The sequence below is a fragment of the Bradyrhizobium nanningense genome (assembly GCF_004114535.1).
GTDB lineage: Bacteria > Pseudomonadota > Alphaproteobacteria > Rhizobiales > Xanthobacteraceae > Bradyrhizobium > Bradyrhizobium nanningense.
On the sequence record NZ_LBJC01000024.1, the window covers coordinates 574,177 to 591,335 of the forward strand.

A 17,159-nucleotide genomic window follows, 5' to 3' on the forward strand; every position below is an offset into this window, starting at 1 on the left:
CAGATCCTTATTGATCCATGTCCTTCAGGAGGTCGGCGAGTGCCTCCATCCGCTTCGGCCAATAGGCGCGGTAGCGCGCCAGCCATGTTGCGATGGAGGCGATTCCGTCGGGGTCGACTTCGTAATTCACAAACCGGCCTTGGCGCTGCTCGCGTACGAGGCCAGCGGTCCGCAGCACCGCGAGATGCTGGGACATCGCCGGCTGGCTGATCTCCAGACCGTCGCGCAAGGCGCTGGCATTCAAGCTGCCGCCAGCAAGCCTCTCAAAGACCTTGCGACGCGTCGGGTCAGCCAGTGCCTTGAAGATGTCGGCTTCGATCATGATAACACATAAGCAGATACTTATGTGTTGTGCAAGCCCCTATTGCAGGGCTTCGCCGTGCTGCGAAATGTCGAGCCCCTCGAGCTCGTGCTCACGGGATACGCGCAAGGGCACGAACAGGCCGACCAGCTTGAGCAGGATGAAGCTGACGCCAGCCGACCAGACGAAGGTGACGGCGACCCCATAGACCTGGATCAGCAGCTGCTGCGGATGGCCCTCGAACAGGCCGGCGGTGCCGCCGATGGCGCTGGTTGCGAACACGCCGGCGAGCAGGGTCCCGGTCAGGCCGCCGATGCCGTGGACGCCGAACACGTCGAGGGAATCGTCATAGTTGAAGCGGTGCTTCAGCCAGGTGCAGGCCCAATAGCAAACCGCACCGGCGATGATGCCGATGACGATGCCGTGCCAGGGCGCCACGAATCCGGAGGCCGGCGTAATGGTGCCGAGCCCGGCCACCGCGCCGGAGATCATGCCGAGCACCGAAGGCTTGCGCCGCGTCGACCATTCGATCGCGCCCCAGGTCAGCGCGCCGGCACAGGCGGCCAGATGGGTGGCGATGATCGCCATCACCGCGTGCGAATTGGCCGCGCCCGCCGAGCCGCCGTTGAAGCCGAACCAGCCGACCCACAGCAGGCCGGTGCCCATCACCGCGAGGGACAGGTCGAACGGCGACAGATTTTCGGTGCCGTAGCCGTGGCGGCGCCCCATCACCTTCGCCGCAACGAGGCCACCGGTGCCGGCCGACAGGTGCACCACGAGTCCGCCGGCGAAGTCGAGCACGCCCATGCTGTTGAGGAAGCCGCCGCCCCACACCCAATGCGCCAGCGGAATGTAGACGAAGATGAACCAGGCGACGGAGAACAGGAGATAGGCGGAGAACCGCATCCGGTCGGCGACCGAGCCCGCGACCAACGCCACCGTGATGATGGCAAACGTCATCTGGTACAGCATGAACAGCGCTTCCGGGATGGTCTTCGCCGCCGGGTTGATGCTGTCCATGGTCATGCCGGCGAGAAACCAGCGGTCGAGCGTACCGATCCACGGGCCATCGCCGACGAAGCACAGCGAATAGCCGAACGCGACCCAGAGAATGGAGATCAGCGCCACGGCGGCGAGGCTCTGCGCCATGGTGGCGAGCACGTTCTTCTTGCGCACCATGCCGGAGTAGAACAGCGCGAGGCCCGGAATCGTCATCATCAGCACCAGCGCGGTGGCGACGATCATCCAGGCGGTGTCGGCGGCGTTGATCTCGGAGCCGGCGGCCTTTGCCGGCGAAGCCATGATCGACACAAGTCCGATCGGCGCAGCCATGGCAGCTGCGCGGCGCAACAATCCCGCCATATCGATTCCCCCAGCATGGTCATGACATCGCACGCCGTGGCGTCTTTGCCGGTGCGATGAAGAAGACGTATCAGAGCGTCTTCGAGCGAAGCGGATCCCGGTTCGCGCAAACGAAAACGCGTCAAAGCAAAACTCTAGAGCGCGTCGCTGTCGGTTTCGCCGGTGCGGATGCGCAGCGCGTGGTCGATCGGCGTCACGAAGATCTTGCCGTCGCCGATTTGCCCGGTGCGCGCCGAGGCGGTGATCACACCGACGGCCTTGTCGGCGATGTCGGAGGCGACCGCGATCTCGATGCGCAGCTTCGGCAGGAAGTTCACGACATATTCGGCGCCGCGATAGATCTCGGTGTGGCCCTTCTGCCGGCCATAGCCCTTCACCTCGGTCACGGTCATGCCGTGCACGCCGATCGCCGTCAGGGCCTGGCGGACCTCATCGAGTTTGAAGGGTTTGATGATCGCGACGACGAGTTTCATGGTCAGGCCTGTTCCCCGGGATGCGCCGTGCCGTATGTCCCCGGCGCTGCGTCAATCTGGCATCTTTCCGGGCAAATGGCACAAAAAAGTTGCAGATTGAAGCGGAAAAACGTTTGGCCGAGGGCGGTCATGTGAACGGCCGCCTCTGTACAGGGCAACCGTTCATCCTTCACAATGCATTTTTGGCATGGATGCGGTGAACCCGCGCCGGCCAGGCGGTACATAAGTATTTTGAGGGGACGCTTCATGGCGAGTTGGTTCTACGCATCCGAGGGCAAGCAGCAGGGGCCCTTTCCGGAAGGGCAATTCCGCGATCTCGTCGCCCAGGGCGTCGTGCGCCCGGATACGCTGGTGTGGACCGAGGGCATGGCCGGCTGGCAGAAGGCCGCCGAGATCCCCGGCCTGGTCGGTGGCGGCGGTGCACCGCCGATGATGCCGGCGGGCGGGCCGCCGATGATGGGTGGCGGTGGCTATGCTGGCGGCGGAGGCGGCGGATCGCTCGCCGTCGATTTCGGCATCCTCGAGTTCACCTGGCGCACGCTCGTGCTCGTGATCGGCTCGTGCTTCATCATCCCGGTGCCGTGGCTGTTCGTCTGGTACATGAACTGGATCGTGCCCTGCGTGAAGGTCCCCGGGCGGCCGAATCTCAGCTTCACCGGGAGCGCGATGACGCTGGTGCCCTGGTTTTTCGGCTTCATCGTTCTGGCGATCGCGATCGGCTTGGTCGGCAGCCAGCTGCTGAGCAATCTGCTGTTCATCGTTCAGATCGTGCTCTACTGGCTGCTGCTCAAATGGATGGTCGCGAACCTCGCCTCCAACGGGCAGCCGCTGGGCTTGAGCTTCACCGGCTCGATCTGGGCCTATATCGGCTGGAATCTGCTTTTTGCAATTTCCATCATCACCATCATCGGCTGGGCCTGGGTCGCTGCAGCCCAGATGCGCTGGTTCTGCCGCAGCATCGAGGGCACGCGGCGCGAGATCGTGTTCAAGGGCAGCGGTCTCGACATCCTCTGGCGCGGCATCGTCGCTGCGATCCTGTGCAGCCTGATCATCCCGATTCCGTGGGTGTATCGCTGGATCATGAACTGGTTCGCGTCGCAGACTGTTCTCGCGCCGCGCGGGTCGCTCGGAGCATGATTTGAATCGCTCCAGGCGCAATTCGTTGCGCCTGGGGCGATCAGGATCTGCGTTCGCGCACGGAGCCTTCCTGCGCGACGGAGGCGATCAGCGTGCCGTCGGGCTTGAAGATCGAGCCACGAGTGAGGCCGCGGCCGCCGCGCGCGCTCGGCGAATCCTGGGCATAGAGCAGCCATTCATCGGCGCGGAACGGGCGGTGAAACCACATCGCGTGATCGAGGCTCGCCGGCATCATGCGCTTGTCGAATAGCGTGCGGCCATAGCGCCCCATGATCGCATCCAGCAGTGAGAAATCCGAGGCGTAGGCGAGCGCGCACATGTGCAGCGCCGGGTCGTCGGGCAACTTTGCCGCGGTCTTGATCCAGACATGGATGCGGCCGTCGTCGATCTTCTGGCCGAAATAGCGGCCGAGCTCGACCGGACGCAGCTCGATCGGCCGATCCGATTCGTAGTAGCGGCGGATGAACTCCGGCATCTCCTTGAACATCGGCTGCTTCGCCACCTCCTCCGCCGTGAGCTTCTCCGGTGGCGGCACGTCAGGCATCTTGTCCTGATGATCGAACGCGCTCTCTTCCTCGGCATGGAACGACACCATGATCGAGAAGATCGCGTTGCCGTGCTGGATCGCGGTGACGCGGCGGGTCGAATAGCTCTTGCCGTCGCGCAGACGTTCGACCTGGTAGATGATCGGAATCTGCGGGTCACCCGGCAGGATGAAATAACAATGCAGTGAATGCGGCAGGCGCCCCTCGACGGTGCGGCAGGCCGCGACCATCGCCTGCCCGATCACCTGACCGCCGAACACCCGCTGCCAGCTCGTCTTCGGACTGTTGCCGCGGAACAGGTTCACCTCGAGCTGCTCGAGGTCGAGGATCGAAATCAGGTCGATCAGGCTTTTGGACATGGAATGAACTCTCAAATGTCTCGTCATTCCGGGGGCATCGCGACAGCGACGAACCCGGAATGACGGAACGAAAGGCTCGCCGCCCTCGTTTCACCGCACTGTTTCGCCCAGCTCAAGTCTGCTAGCAAGACCGAGAATTGACCGGGAATTTGGGTATGTCGGTACAGGGTAGCATTGTCATTGGTGGCGGCGCGTTTGCCGGCCTCGCGCTGGCCTTGGCGTTACGCCAGGGGCTCGGCCCCGAGATTCCCGTCATTGTCGCCGATCCCGCGCTGAGCACACGGCCGAGCCGCGACCCCCGCGCCACAGCGATCGTGGCCGCCTGCCGCCGCCTGTTCGAGGCGATCGGCGCCTGGGACGACGTCAGGAGCGAGGCGCAGCCGATCCTCGACATGGTCGTCACCGATTCCAAGCTGGAGGACGCCACCCGGCCGGTATTCCTCAACTTCGCCGGTGATGTCGCGCCGGGCGAGCCCTTTGCGCATATGGTCGAGAACCGCCGCCTGATCGATGCGCTGACGGCGCGCGCCGAAGCGGAGGGCATCGATCTTCGTGCCACCACCGTGGCGTCCTATGATGCGCGTGCCGAGGGTATCGACGTGACACTGGGCGACGGCAGCGTGATCGCCGCCAGCCTGCTCGTTGCCGCCGATGGCGCGCGGTCAAAACTGCGCGAGCGCGCCGGCATCGCGACCCATGGCTGGGAGTATGACCAATCCGGCATCGTCGTCACCGTCGGCCACGAGCGCGATCACGAGGGCCGCGCCGAGGAGCACTTCCTGCCCGCAGGCCCCTTCGCGATCCTGCCGCTCTCGGGCAAGCGCTCGTCGCTGGTGTGGACCGAGCGTCGAGCCGAGGCCGCGCGCATCGTTGCGCTCAGCGATGAGGAATTTCACGCCGAGCTCGAGCAGCGTTTCGGCCTGCATCTCGGCGAGGTGAAGGCGCTCGACAAGCCGCGGGCGTTCCCGCTGTCTTATTTCGTCGCGCGCTCCTTCATTGCCGAACGGCTCGCGCTGATCGGCGACGCCGCCCATGTCATTCACCCGATTGCGGGCCAGGGCCTCAACATGGGGCTGAAGGATGTCGCGGCGCTGGCCGAGGTCGTGGTCGATGCCGCGCGGCTCGGCATGGATATCGGCGGAGCCGACGTGCTCGAGCGTTACCAGCGCTGGCGCCGCTTCGACACCATGGCGATGGGCGTTGCCACCAACTCGCTGAACTTCCTGTTCTCGAACCAGTCGACGCTGCTGCGCACCGTCCGCGACATCGGCCTCGGTCTCGTCGACCGCGCCCCGCCGCTGAAGAACCTCTTTATCCGCCAGGCCGCCGGGCTCACGGGCGAGGTGCCGCGGCTCTTGAAAGGCGAGGCGTTGTAGCCGCGCTGGCTCTCCAATCTCCGCTGTCGTCCCGGACAAGCGCAGCGAAGCGGAGCGCGGATCCGGGACCCATAGCCACAGGGAGGAGTTTGGCGAAGACTCGGAGTTACCACTTCGGTCGACAACGACGTCCTGTGGTTATGGGTCCCCGCGTTCGCGGGGATGACACCTTGTGTGTGACCACGCCATCGCTCAACAATGGCTGAAAGAGATCCTCAATCGATCTTGCGCGCCTCTTCCGGCAGCATGATCGGGATGCCGTCGCGGATCGGATAAGCGAGCTTGGCGCTGCGAGAGATCAGCTCCTGCTTGGCGGAATCGAACTCCAGCGGACCCTTGGTCAGTGGGCAGACGAGAATCTCCAGCAATTTGGGATCGACGCTGGCTTCGGGACGTTCGGTGGGCGCGTTCATTGGGGTCTCCGGCGATCGATTGCCTCTAGCACAGAAATTCGCGTCCGCCCATCGCTGCACTAGGCCGAAACCATCCGCAGAATCTCGTCGAGCGTAGCGGGGAGCCGTGCTGCCGGCACCGGCGCGTCCGACAGTGCAAAGCCGAGAAACGTCCAGTAGAGGATCTGTGCGCGGGCCTGCGCTGTCGGCGCCTCGAGCCCGCGCTTTCCCAGCAGCTGCTCGATATAGTCGAGCCTGCGGCGGTCGATCGCGCGCACTGCCCCTTGCGCCGCCGCATCGAAGGCCGCCCAGTTGCGCACCGCGCGTTCGAGATCGAGCCGCGCGCCGAACGTCCTGCGCAGTAGGGCCTTCAGCGGTTCGTCCCTGGCGGCCTCGACGTCAGCGATGATCTGCTCGGCCGCAATCTCGCGCCAGCGCTTCAGCACGGCGGCCTGGAACGCACCGAGATCGGCGAAATGCCAATAGAAGCTGCCGCGCGACACCCCCATGGCCTTTGCCAGCGGATCGGCCTTGAGCGCGGTGAAGCCGCTCCTGGCGAGTGCCTTGAGGCCTTGCTTGATCCAGTCGTCGGCGGAGAGCTGTTCGGTCATGTCGGGTTCCCGGAACTTGACCATACACTAGTGTATTGACAGCTGGCAGGCCAGTGCCTATCTCTCCATACAGTACTGTATGGATGAAGGAGGCGAGGTCTGCCGATGCGTGATCTGCTGCTGCAATGTGCCGGCGTCGCGGGAATCGCGGTCGCCCTGATCCATGGCGTGCTGGGCGAAACCAAGGTGTTCGCCAAAGCGACCATCACCCCGGAAAGCCTGCGCACGCTGATCCGCCTGGTCTGGCAGGCCGGGACGGTCGCCTGGATCGGCGGCGGCGTGCTCCTGCTTGCGGCGCCCATGCTGGGATCGGACAGCGCACGGCACTGGATCGTCGCGACCATCGTCGCCATCTACGGCTTTGCGGCCCTCGCCAACGCCTGGTGGTCGCGCGGACGAGGCTTCGGCTGGAAGGCGCTCGCGGGCGTGGTCGCGCTGGCGGTCGCCGGATACTGAACCTGCCGATGCGAGCCAAGGGAGGAGCGCGATGACCGATCGCGTCCGTGTCACCGTCGAGAATGACGTGGCCCACGTTCGCCTGAACCGACCTGACAAGATGAATGCGCTCGATCCGGCGATGTTCGAGGCACTTGCCGAAGCCGGCGCGGATCTTCGCGACAGCCCGGAAATTCGGGCCGTCGTGCTATCCGGTGAAGGCCGTGCCTTCTGCACCGGCCTCGACGTCGAACGCCTGCTCGCCGCCGCAAATGGCGAGCCGCTGCTTCCGTCCGCGGATCTGATGCGCCGGACCCACGGCATCGCAAACTTCGCGCAGCACATTGTCTGGCTCTGGCGCCAGTTGCCGGTGCCCGTGATCGCAGCGGTCCACGGTGTTGCCTTCGGCGGCGGCTTCCAGCTCGCGCTCGGTGCCGACCTGCGCTATCTCGCGCCCGATACGAAGCTCGCGGTCATCGAGACGAAATGGGGTCTGGTGCCGGACATGTGCGGCACGCAATTGATGCGCCATCTCGCGCGCGAGGATGTCGTGCGTGAGCTGACCTATACCGGGCGCGTCTTTTCGGCCGACGAAGCGCTTGCCTACGGCTTTGCGACGCGACTCGTCGATGATCCCGTGGCCGCCGCGCTGGCAACGGCGCGTGATATTGCTGGTCGCAGCCCCGGTGCGATCCGTGCCGCCAAGCGGCTGCTCAACCTGTCCGCAACTTGCGAGGCAGCAGCCGGTCTCGCCGCCGAGACCACCGAACAAGCGGCGCTGCTCGGCACGCCCGATCATATCGAGGCGGTCGGGAGCAACCTCGAAGGCCGCACCCCGCGATGGAGCCGCGCATGAGCACGCCGCACGGATTCGACCTGCAAGCACTCGCGGCGGTCAACGCGTCCGCTGCGTTCAACCGCTCCGCGGGCTTCGACGTTGTCGCGGCCGGCAACGGCGAGAGCACCATCCGCATGAATTGGCGCGACGAGCTCACCCAGTATTCCGGGCATCTTCACGCCGGCCTGATCGCGGCCCTGCTCGACACCGCCTGTGGGTTCGCCGCAGCAACGCTCGTGGGCGCGGTCAACGCGTCGCATTTCTCGATGAGCTGCCTGAGGCCGGCCATTGGTCGTTATTTCCTCGCCAAGGGAACGACGCTCCGCGCAGGGCGCAGGCAGGTGTTCGCCCGCGCCGAGCTGTTTGCGGCTGATGAGCAAGATGCGTTGACCCTCGTCGCGACAGGCGAGACCGTGCTCGTCCCCACCGGCGAGCCGTCGCGCAAGACCGACGGGAGTTGAGCCATGGCTCTGACGCTCGTCACCGGCGGCACAGGTCATCTTGGGCGGGATATCGTCGATCGCCTGGTCCGCGACGGACGTCGCGTCCGGGTGTTCGCGCGATCGCCGGGCTTGCGATCGGACGTCGAATGGGCCGCAGGCGATCTCGCCACAGGCGCGGGGCTGCGGGAAGCACTGCATGACGTCGATACGGTGATCAATGCGGCGACCTATTCGCCGATCGCGCGGCGCGGCGGCGTTCGTCCGGTCGATTTCTTCAGATCGCCCTCCGCCGTGGACGTCGAGGGAACGGAGCGGCTGCTGTCGCTCTGCGGGCAGGCCGACATACGCCATTTTCTGCATGTTTCGATCGTCGGACTCGAGCAGGCAACCCTGCCCTATGCGCAGGTCAAGCTCGCCGGCGAACGGCGGGTGCGTGCGTCAGCTCTGTCCTGGTCCATCGTTCGCGCGATGCCGTTCTATTATCTGCTCGACAAATTGCTCTCGAGCCTCGCCTGGCTTCCGGTATGGCCGGTCCCGACGACGCCGTTCAATCCCGTCGATACGTCGGATGTCGCCGATCACGTTTTGACCTGCGCATTCGACGGGCAGCGTGGCGTGCGTGCGGAGATCGGCGGCCCCGAAGCTCTCGATCTCGTTGCCTTCGCCCGCCAATACCAGGATGCAAGGCGACTGCACCGGAAAATCCTGCCAATCGGCCTGTCCGAGGCGAAGGCGCGCGGCATGGGCTTCGTCGTCAGCCAAGGGGTGCGCGGACGTCTCCGCTGGACGGACTGGCTGCAGCACAACTATCCGGGAATGCGAAGCACGGCCTAACGCAGCTGGCGAAGTTGGCAGTTTATCTGGCCCGTGAGACGTAAGGCCGCAGCGCCCCCGCGAATGCATGCTGCATGCGGAGAGCGCTGATCTTTTGGCGGTCGTTAGAACAACTCTAAATCCAAATGGCCTCGTACCGGATTGACTTCACCATCACCTTTGCTTCCTTCAGTCCCGCTTCGCGGCTCGCGTAGCGCGCACGACAGAGGAGGAGATGTTCGTGAAGGTCATTCGTGTTGTTGCCATGGCACTGACGGTCGGGATGGGCATGGGGTCGGCGGCCATGGCCGACGGTTTCAAGGACTGCACAAAGCTCGACAAGGCGTCGTGGAAGCCGGCCAGCGAAGCCGAAGCCAAGGCAAAGGCCTTGGGTTACGAGGTGCGGCGTTCCAAGATCGAAGGCTCGTGCTACGAGGTCTACGGCGTCAAGGAAGGCAAGCTTTACGAGCTGTTCTACAGCCCCGAAGATCTCAGCCTGAAGCACACGATTGCAAAGTAAATCGCCAAGTGAATGGTCAAGCAGGTCGTGACGTAGACTGCGCGAGTTGATATGCGCAAAGCAGGACTTGAGGATGGTCTTTGCTTGATTGAAGAAGCGACGCCAGAAGCGCGCGGGGCGTCCGACAGGACCCCCGCAGATCGAGCCGCTTCGCGGACGGTTGCAGTCTGGGACCTCCCGCTGCGCCTCTGGCATTGGGCTCTCGCGGCCTGCGTTCTGGCCGCGTGGTTCACGCCCACGGTCTATGATCGGCTTCACCGCATCGTCGGCTATGCGGTGCTCGGACTTCTCGCCTTCCGCCTCGTCTGGGGCTTTTGGGGAAGCCGCTATTCGCGCTTCCGCATGATCGGGGTCAGGCTTCGCGCGGCGCCAGGCTATCTCTGGAATCTGCGCCGCGGCATCACCGGCCGCTATATCGGACTTAATCCCGCCGGCACCTTGATGCTGGTGGCGCTGCTGGTCTCGCTCGCGGTCTCGACCATCACGGGCGCGATGTCGGTGACTGTCACCTTCTTCGGCGTCTGGTGGGTCGAAGATGCCCACCGTTATTCGTCGGATGCGGTCATCGTCCTGGTCGTGCTGCACGTGCTCGGTGTGCTGCTGATGGGGATTCTCCAGCGCGAGAACCTGATCCGCGCCATGATCACCGGCCGCAAACGCATCGGCCATCATCTCTGAGCGAGCCGGCCCGGACTGACGCGGCGGAAGCACGAGCTCGTTCGGTTCTGCAGAGCTTCCAGTCGGATTGCCAAGCTCGCGTCGGACGCCAGCGCAGTTCTTTCATTATTCTAATTCTAATGTCGAGCTATTCTAACTTCGCTTTCCCACGTTCCGCTTTCCAAGGCAGGAATTTGCAGGCTTTTCCTGCGGTCGAATGTCGCAAGACCTTGGGGGGAATGCATGTCATTTCACGTTCTCACGGATCCAGTCGCGCCAGCTTTCGAAAGTCGCCGATACCGGCGCCGATCAGCCCTGCTCGCGGCAACCGCCATTTCGCTTCTGAGTTCTGGTGCGGCTTACGCAGCCGAAGGCGGGGCCAACGATGCCCTGCTCAGGAAGCTGGAGAAGATGGAGCAGCGCATCCAGCAGCTCGAAGCCGAACTGAAGCAGAAGCAGGATCGCCCGGCGGCCGATGCAGAGGCAAAGCGGACGGCCAAAACGGCAGCGTTGGCGAGCGCCAATGCGGCGGCGCCATCTGCCGACACAAAGAACGCAACAGCCAAGCCCGCGGATCAAAAAACCGAACCCCAATCGTCGGAGAAATCGACCAAGCCGAAGTCGAAAGACTTCATGGCCCTGCCGCCGCTGCCGGCGGCGTCGGACAAGCCGATCCTCGGACTTGCGGATTCTCCGGTCCCCGGTCTCAGCATCGGGGCATATGGCGAGATCAAGTTCGGCACCATGCAAAATCCTGCCGCGGGCGGTCAGTGGCAGAAGGGCTTTGATGCGGCCAGGTTCGTTCTGCTGCCCACCTATGCGATCACTCCGAACATCATCTTCAATGCCGAAATCGAGTTCGAGCACGCCGGCGCCGGATTCGACAACGACGACAAGCTGCACGGCACCGCCGAGATCGAGCAGGTCTGGATCGATTTCAAGATCATCGACCAATTCAACTGGCGTTCGCCGGGTGTCGATCTCGTGCCATTTGGCTACATCAATCAGCATCACGAGCCCACGCAATTCTACAGCGTGAATCGGCCCGAGCTCTACAACGGCATCATCCCGTCGACCTGGAAGGTCCCGTCCACAAGCGTCTACGGGACGATCACCGAAGACCTCAAATACCAGGTCATGGTCAGCGCCAGTAACGAGGATTTCGGCGATTCCTTCGACAACCGCACCGATGCAAAGACCGTCCCGCTTCCCGGCACGGCGTATATTGCGGGCATTGACGGTGTGAACGCGCTCGGATTCTCGAGGCCCCCGCTCGGCGATTTCCAGCAACTCAACAACGCCACGGCCATGTCGGGCCGGCTCGACTTCACACCGACGTTCTGGGCCGGCTTCGCCGGAAGCATCAGCGCCTACTACTCGCCGAATACGACGCCGCGCGGCGCACATGATGATTTCGGCAACTTCCTCGGCAGGTCCAGCCTTGCAATGTTTGACGCCGAATTCCGCTACAGGGTGCCTGATACGGGCCTCGAGCTTCGCGGCGAATATGTCCGCGCCGAGTTCGGGCACCCGGAAAATCTGCGCGCCAATAACGACACCGATCCGACCAACAATGTCGGCAAGTCGATGTACGGTTATTCGGGCGAGATTGCCTACCACGTGCCGCTCGGCACGATTCTCAACAGCGAGTGGGAGGCTGTCCCGTTCTACCGCTACACCTACATGAACTTGCAGACGGGCGGCGTCGCCGGCACAGATGCCAATCTGCCGACGGGTCAAGGGCAGCGGCAGTATCACACGGCCGGTTTTGCCGTGTTTCCATCGCCCAAGGTTGTGCTGAAGGCGACTTATCAGCGTGTGATCGACAAGAGCGCTACCGGCGCGCTTTCGGATTCGTTTCTCGGTGGCGTCGGGTTCTTCTTCTGATTTGGACAGGGTCGTTATCTTGCAGGATCTGATGACAGGACAACGAGCGGGATGACTATGAGCTGGGTTCGATACACGGTACCGGCTGCGGCGATCTTGTCTGCCGCGTCTCCCGCTTATGCCGTTCGGTATCTGTCGATCGAGGAGGCGCAGAAGGAAGCATTTCCGTCCGCGACACATTTCTCCGAAGTTCAGACGGGCCGGGTCTGGAAAGCTGAAGCCGCCGGCAAGGTGGTCGGCTTCTTCGTGTTCGACCGGGTCGTCGGCAAGCACCTTTTCATCGATTATGCCGTGGCGCTGACCCCGGCGGGGGCGGTCCACAAGGTCGAGATCCTCGAATACCGGGAATCCTATGGTGGCGAGATCAGGAGCTCGAGCTGGCTCGCCCAGTTTGCCGGCAAGACCAGCAGCAGCGCGCTCAAGATCAATGGCGACATCAGGAACATCGCCGGTGCGACCCTGTCGTCTACCCACGTCACCGAAGGCGTGAAACGAATATTGGCGGCCTATGGCAATCGCCTCCGATAGCATCCGTCGCGCACGGCCGCTGCTCGGTACCTTCGTGGAGATCGAGATTGCGGGCGCCTGCAGATCCGACATGGATGGCGCCATCGATGCCGCATTCGATGCCATGGCGCAGGTGCATCGGCTGATGAGCTTTCATGAGCCGGATAGCGACGTCAGCCGGCTCAACCGCGAAGCCGGCCTTCACCCCCTGGCCGTTCATGCGTGGACGTTCGAGGTGCTCGACACTGCCATCGAATTGCATCGTCGCTCCAGCGGGCTGTTTGATGTCACGATCGCGCCGGCGCTGCAGACGTTGGGCTTGTTGCCGCGCCTGAAGGATAGGCCGGTGCCGGCGCCGATTGCCGCCTCCGCCGACGCGATTGAGCTGCTTCCGGACCATAAGGTCCGCTTTCGATCGACCGATGTGATGATTGACCTTGGCGGCATAGCGAAGGGCTTCGCCGTCGACCGCGCAGTTGCCGCGCTGCGCGATTTTGGTGTTCCCGGCGGCATGGTGAATGCTGGCGGCGACCTCCGCGCTTTCGGCGTTGAACCGCGCGCGGTTCACATCCGCGATCCCCGCGACCCCGGCCGATCGGTTTGCCGCATCGATGTCGCCGACGAAGCGCTGGCTTCAACGGCGCGCCGCGTCGAGCTGTTCGAGAGCCGTGAGCCTGGTGGTTCGGCGGTGATTGATCCCGGAACCCAGAGGCCGGCCAGCCGGCTCGACGGTGTCACGATTCGCGCACCATCCTGCATGATCGCCGACGGCTTGACCAAGGTCGCGATGATCTCCGGCACCGATGCGGGCCAGCTGCTCGAATTTTATCGCGCCGGCGCCTTGTTGTTCTCCGATGGCGACGTTCAGATCACCTCCGACTGGTACCACCGGGTGCACCTTGCGGGTTAGAACATCGTTTCGTTATTCGCTCTATGCGGCGTTCGCGACGCTGCTTCTGACCGGTGCCGGTTGGCTCGTGGCCGACTGGCAGAAGGACGTCGCCGGCGACGAAATCTGGCAGCAGATCGCCGCCAACATGCTGATGGTCCATGGCGGGATGGCGATGCTGGCGCTCTTGCTGCTAGGGGCGCTTGTTCCCCTGCACGCGCAGCGATCCTGGCGCAGCGGCAAGAATCTCGTTTCCGGGTCCGTCATGGCGGCGTCCAATGCCGTGCTGATCGCGACCGCATTCGGGCTCTATTACCTGGGATCGGAAGCGGTACGGCCCTTCATGAGCTGGATCCATCTGGGCACCGGTTTCTCCCTGGCCCTGCTGCTCCCGCTTCATATCTGGCTGGGTCGACGGGCGCGTCGATAGCGTCCCGGCCGTGCTACTGCAACGGCGGATCGCCCGAGGTGCGCTTCTTGGCGAGGTCCATCTCGGTGACGGCGATCAGGATCTCGGCGCGGGTCTTCAGGTCGGGCGCCTCCAGCATGGCCTGCTTCTCGGCGGGGCCATAGGGCGACATCATCGCCAGCGCATTGACGAGCGCTTCGTTGGGCGCGCTTTCGACGCCTTCCCAGTCGACCTTGAGATTGTTGGCCTTCAAGAAGTCCGCCAGCACGGCCAGCAGCGCTTCGCGGTCGACCTCGTCCTCGCCCATGCGCGCGGTGAAGTCGTCGACGAAGGCGAAGAAATCCACCTTGCACTGCCGATAGGCGGTGAGCACTTCGAGCTCCTCGACCACCTTGAAGCGCGAGACGCCGGTGAGCTCGAGGATGTAGCGGCCGTCGCCGGATTCGGCGAGCTGGGTGATGCGGCCGACGCAGCCGACCCGGAACAGCGTCGGCTTGTCGGAATCCTTCGGCGAATGCGCGACGTCAGGTTGGATCATGCCGATCAGGCGATGGCCGTCGCGAAAACTGTCGTCGACCATCGCAAGGTAGCGCGGCTCGAAGATGTTGAGCGGCATCTGGCCGCGGGGCAGCAGCAGCGCGCCCGGCAGCGGAAACACCGGAATGATCTCCGGGAGGTCGGCGGGCCCGCGATATTCGATATTGATCGGCATCTGCCCGGTCCCCCTGGCCTTGCTAGTGCATGATCCGGATCCCGAGGACCGCGTCAGCGCAAAGTGTGCAGCGGTTTTCCGAACAGATCATGCTCAAAAAGGCGCCTTACGAAAACAGGATCGTCGACAAACGCTTGCGTCCCTCGACGGTTGCATCATCCGTGCCGCCCCAGGCCTCGAAGAACTGCACGAGCTGCTTGCGGGCACCGTCATCGTTCCACTTGCGGTCGCGCTTGACGATCTCGAGCAGCTGCGCGGTGGCCGCGGTGCGGTCGCCTTGCGCGTTGAGCGCGGTCGCGAGGTCGAATCGGGCCTGATGATCAAGCGGGTTTGCGGCGACTTTCTGTTCCAGCTCCGCGACCGGCCCGAGCGATTGGGCCTGCTCGGCGAGATCGATCGTCGTCTGCACGGCCTTCACGGCGGGGTCGTTGCGCTTGGATTCCGGCACCATGGCCAGCGTCTGCTTGGCCTGCTCCATCGCGCCGGAGACGGCGTAGCATTTTGCCAGCCCGGCAAGCGCCGCGATGTTGGTCGAATCGTGCTGGAGCACCTCCGCATAGATCTGCGCGGCGGCTGCGGTGTCGCCCTCGGCGAGCACGGCTTCGGCCTCTTGCAGGATTTCAGCGATATTCGGCTCACCCGGCGCGGTCATGCCCTTGGTCAGCTTTTCGATGAAGGCGTTGAGCTGGCTCTCCGGCACTGCGCCCATGAAGCCGTCCGCCGGCTGGCCGTTGACGAAGGCGATCACGGCCGGGATCGACTGGATGCCCATCTGACCCGGGATCGCCGGGTGCTGGTCGATGTTCATCTTGACCAGCTTGACCTTGCCCTTGGCGGCCTTGACCGCCTTTTCCAGCACGGGGGTGAGTTGCTTGCAGGGGCCGCACCACTCCGCCCAGAAATCGATCAGCACCGGCTGGCGCTTCGATTCCTCGATGACGTCCTTCACGAAGGTCTGGGTGGTGGTGTCCTTGATCAGATCGGCGGCGGCCGGGTTTGCGGCTCCGTTACCCTGGTCGATGATCGTCACGGGATCCCCTCGTCTGATGTCCGGAATGGCGAGTCTTTAGCATGCTGCCACTCCATATGCTTGCTGTCGGCTCCTAAATTGGGCCGAATGGGCCGAATTTCAATCCACCGAGGCCGATTCGGCGGTTCCGGGGCTTTTTCGGTCGATTCGACCGGCTTTGGGCTCCTATCGGGTCAGAAGATGCGCATCTAGGCCGCCGGTAGCTGTTGCATTCCCCTCCCGCTTTTGGCATACGACAGCCGTTGCCGGCGCGTCATGCGACCGACATAGGATGCGGGTGTAGCTCAGTGGTAGAGCACGACCTTGCCAAGGTCGGGGTCGAGGGTTCGAGCCCCTTCGCCCGCTCCAATTTTCTCCAAAGCATCCAGCTGATCCGGACGGGAACGTGGTTTTCCACGCCGTTGGCGGCTGTGTCGGGTCCGTCATGACAATTCTGGTCACCGGCAGCGCGGGTCACCTCGGGGAAGCGATTCTGCGGATGCTCCGGGCGCGCGGTTCGCCCGTGCACGGGATCGATCTGAAGCCATCGCCCTTCACCGATGCCGTCGGCTCGATCGTCGATCCCGACTTCGTTCGGCGCCAGATGGACGGCGTCAGCGCCGTGATCCACACAGCGACGCTGCACAAGCCGCATGTGGCGACCCACGGCAAACAGGACTTCATCGACACCAATGTCACCGGCACGCTCAATCTGCTCGAGGCGGCTGCGGCGGCCGGCGTGAGGAGCTTCGTCTTCACCAGCACCACCAGCGCGTTCGGCTCGCAGCTTCGGCCCGAGGCCGGACAGGCGGCGGTCTGGGTCACTGAGAATCTGACGGCCGTTCCGAAAAATATCTACGGCACGACCAAGCTGATGGCGGAGACCCTGTGCGAGCTGTTCTTTCGCGAGCGCGGCCTGCCGGTCGTGGTGTTGCGGACCTCGCGCTTCTTTCCGGAGGACGACGATGATCCCGTGATGCGGTCGGCGTATGCGCTGGACAACGCGCAGGCCAACGAGCTGCTCTATCGCAGGCTGGATATCGCCGACGCGGTGAGCGCCCACCTGCTCGCCGCCGAGCGTGCTCCGAAGATCGGATTTGGCCGCTACATCGTCTCGGCCACCAGCCCGTTCGAGCCGCGTCATCTCGTCGCGCTGGCGCGCGATGCGGCCGGTGTCGTGCGCGAGCTCTATCCGGAATGCGCAGAGCTCTACGCGGCGCGGGGCTGGCAGCTCTTCGCGGAGATCGACCGCGTCTATGTCAACGAGCGCGCGCGGCGCGAGCTGGGCTGGCGGCCCGGATTCGACTTCGCGCATGTGCTGAACAGCCTACGTGAGGGCGCTGATTTTCGCAGCACGCTGGCGCGCGAAATCGGGTCCAAGGGCTATCATGACACGGTGTTCGACGACGGGCCCTATCCGGTCGCCTTTTAATCGCCGCCTTTGCTGTTTTGCTCGATGCGCCAAATGCCTGGCCGGTGTCACC

The 17,159-nt window shown here is 63.9% G+C and carries 21 protein-coding genes and 1 tRNA gene; 14 read left to right on the plus strand and 8 right to left on the minus strand.

The window, feature by feature from the left end:
- Positions 1 to 7 precede the first annotated feature (7 nt).
- From XH84_RS20295 to XH84_RS20305, 3 genes are all read right to left on the minus strand, one after another.
- Entirely contained in the window at positions 8 to 322 is a 315-nt protein-coding gene (locus XH84_RS20295; RefSeq protein ID WP_128921075.1) for an ArsR/SmtB family transcription factor, read from the minus strand.
- A gap of 39 nt (positions 323 to 361) precedes the next feature.
- Entirely contained in the window at positions 362 to 1,663 is a 1,302-nt protein-coding gene (locus XH84_RS20300) for an ammonium transporter (protein WP_128921074.1), read from the minus strand.
- A gap of 134 nt (positions 1,664 to 1,797) precedes the next feature.
- Complete coding sequence (locus XH84_RS20305) at positions 1,798 to 2,136, minus strand: P-II family nitrogen regulator (RefSeq protein WP_027535359.1); 339 nt, start codon at positions 2,134 to 2,136, stop codon at positions 1,798 to 1,800.
- A 246-nt stretch (positions 2,137 to 2,382) separates the two neighbouring features.
- On the opposite strand from XH84_RS20305, the gene XH84_RS20310 reads away from it, so the two are divergent.
- Positions 2,383 to 3,273 carry a DUF4339 domain-containing protein gene (locus tag XH84_RS20310; RefSeq protein WP_128921073.1) on the plus strand — a complete coding sequence of 297 codons (891 nt, stop codon included), beginning with the start codon at positions 2,383 to 2,385 and terminating at the stop codon, positions 3,271 to 3,273.
- A 40-nt stretch (positions 3,274 to 3,313) separates the two neighbouring features.
- On the opposite strand, the gene tesB is transcribed toward XH84_RS20310, so the two are convergent.
- On the minus strand, positions 3,314 to 4,177 hold the full coding sequence (tesB, locus tag XH84_RS20315; protein ID WP_128921072.1) for an acyl-CoA thioesterase II: 864 nt from the start codon (positions 4,175 to 4,177) through the stop codon (positions 3,314 to 3,316).
- Between the two features lie 155 nt (positions 4,178 to 4,332).
- On the opposite strand from tesB, the gene XH84_RS20320 reads away from it, so the two are divergent.
- The gene (locus XH84_RS20320; RefSeq protein WP_128921071.1) at positions 4,333 to 5,553 is read left to right on the plus strand and encodes a ubiquinone biosynthesis hydroxylase; all 1,221 of its coding nucleotides are present in this window, start codon (positions 4,333 to 4,335) and stop codon (positions 5,551 to 5,553) included.
- 215 nt (positions 5,554 to 5,768) lie between these two features.
- Here the strand turns inward: XH84_RS20320 and XH84_RS20325 are convergent, their stop codons facing one another.
- Both XH84_RS20325 and XH84_RS20330 read right to left on the minus strand, forming a co-directional pair.
- The gene (locus XH84_RS20325; RefSeq protein ID WP_007598651.1) at positions 5,769 to 5,966 is read right to left on the minus strand and encodes a Trm112 family protein; all 198 of its coding nucleotides are present in this window, start codon (positions 5,964 to 5,966) and stop codon (positions 5,769 to 5,771) included.
- 59 nt (positions 5,967 to 6,025) lie between these two features.
- A complete protein-coding gene (locus XH84_RS20330) occupies positions 6,026 to 6,556 on the minus strand; it encodes a TetR/AcrR family transcriptional regulator (RefSeq protein ID WP_164936467.1) in 531 nt (176 codons plus the stop codon).
- A gap of 105 nt (positions 6,557 to 6,661) precedes the next feature.
- On the opposite strand from XH84_RS20330, the gene XH84_RS20335 reads away from it, so the two are divergent.
- The 10 genes from XH84_RS20335 to XH84_RS20380 all read left to right on the plus strand — a co-directional run bounded on the left by XH84_RS20335 (position 6,662) and on the right by XH84_RS20380 (position 13,975).
- Entirely contained in the window at positions 6,662 to 7,012 is a 351-nt protein-coding gene (locus XH84_RS20335) for a hypothetical protein (RefSeq protein ID WP_128921069.1), read from the plus strand.
- Positions 7,013 to 7,043: 31 nt separating this feature from the next.
- Complete coding sequence (locus XH84_RS20340) at positions 7,044 to 7,847, plus strand: crotonase/enoyl-CoA hydratase family protein (RefSeq protein WP_128921068.1); 804 nt, start codon at positions 7,044 to 7,046, stop codon at positions 7,845 to 7,847.
- Positions 7,844 to 8,290, plus strand: a complete 447-nt coding sequence (locus tag XH84_RS20345; RefSeq protein ID WP_128921067.1) for a PaaI family thioesterase — start codon at positions 7,844 to 7,846, stop codon at positions 8,288 to 8,290. The genes XH84_RS20340 and XH84_RS20345 overlap by 4 nt, the downstream gene beginning before the upstream one ends.
- A gap of 3 nt (positions 8,291 to 8,293) precedes the next feature.
- Positions 8,294 to 9,106, plus strand: a complete 813-nt coding sequence (locus tag XH84_RS20350) for an SDR family oxidoreductase (protein ID WP_128921066.1) — start codon at positions 8,294 to 8,296, stop codon at positions 9,104 to 9,106.
- A 220-nt stretch (positions 9,107 to 9,326) separates the two neighbouring features.
- Positions 9,327 to 9,605 carry a PepSY domain-containing protein gene (locus tag XH84_RS20355; RefSeq protein ID WP_164936466.1) on the plus strand — a complete coding sequence of 93 codons (279 nt, stop codon included), beginning with the start codon at positions 9,327 to 9,329 and terminating at the stop codon, positions 9,603 to 9,605.
- Positions 9,606 to 9,689: 84 nt separating this feature from the next.
- Complete coding sequence (locus tag XH84_RS20360; RefSeq protein WP_164936465.1) at positions 9,690 to 10,283, plus strand: cytochrome b/b6 domain-containing protein; 594 nt, start codon at positions 9,690 to 9,692, stop codon at positions 10,281 to 10,283.
- Positions 10,284 to 10,673: 390 nt separating this feature from the next.
- On the plus strand, positions 10,674 to 12,149 hold the full coding sequence (locus tag XH84_RS20365; RefSeq protein ID WP_245471776.1) for a hypothetical protein: 1,476 nt from the start codon (positions 10,674 to 10,676) through the stop codon (positions 12,147 to 12,149).
- A gap of 57 nt (positions 12,150 to 12,206) precedes the next feature.
- Positions 12,207 to 12,677, plus strand: coding sequence for an FMN-binding protein (locus XH84_RS20370; protein ID WP_128921063.1), 471 nt, complete (start codon positions 12,207 to 12,209; stop codon positions 12,675 to 12,677).
- On the plus strand, positions 12,658 to 13,566 hold the full coding sequence (locus XH84_RS20375; protein WP_128921062.1) for an FAD:protein FMN transferase: 909 nt from the start codon (positions 12,658 to 12,660) through the stop codon (positions 13,564 to 13,566). Before XH84_RS20370 ends, XH84_RS20375 begins: the two co-directional genes overlap by 20 nt.
- A 67-nt stretch (positions 13,567 to 13,633) precedes the next feature.
- Positions 13,634 to 13,975, plus strand: a complete 342-nt coding sequence (locus XH84_RS20380) for a hypothetical protein (protein WP_128921061.1) — start codon at positions 13,634 to 13,636, stop codon at positions 13,973 to 13,975.
- Positions 13,976 to 13,988: 13 nt separating this feature from the next.
- Here the strand turns inward: XH84_RS20380 and XH84_RS20385 are convergent, their stop codons facing one another.
- Both XH84_RS20385 and trxA read right to left on the minus strand, forming a co-directional pair.
- A complete protein-coding gene (locus XH84_RS20385) occupies positions 13,989 to 14,666 on the minus strand; it encodes an LON peptidase substrate-binding domain-containing protein (protein ID WP_128921060.1) in 678 nt (225 codons plus the stop codon).
- A gap of 106 nt (positions 14,667 to 14,772) precedes the next feature.
- Complete coding sequence (trxA, locus tag XH84_RS20390) at positions 14,773 to 15,696, minus strand: thioredoxin (protein WP_164936464.1); 924 nt, start codon at positions 15,694 to 15,696, stop codon at positions 14,773 to 14,775.
- Positions 15,697 to 15,969: 273 nt separating this feature from the next.
- Here trxA and XH84_RS20395 point away from each other — a divergent pair.
- A tRNA-Gly gene (locus XH84_RS20395) sits at positions 15,970 to 16,044 on the plus strand.
- 76 nt (positions 16,045 to 16,120) lie between these two features.
- Positions 16,121 to 17,107: an NAD-dependent epimerase/dehydratase family protein gene (locus tag XH84_RS20400; RefSeq protein ID WP_164936463.1), complete on the plus strand. Its 987-nt coding sequence runs from the start codon at positions 16,121 to 16,123 to the stop codon at positions 17,105 to 17,107.
- The last annotated feature ends 52 nt before the right edge of the window (positions 17,108 to 17,159 follow it).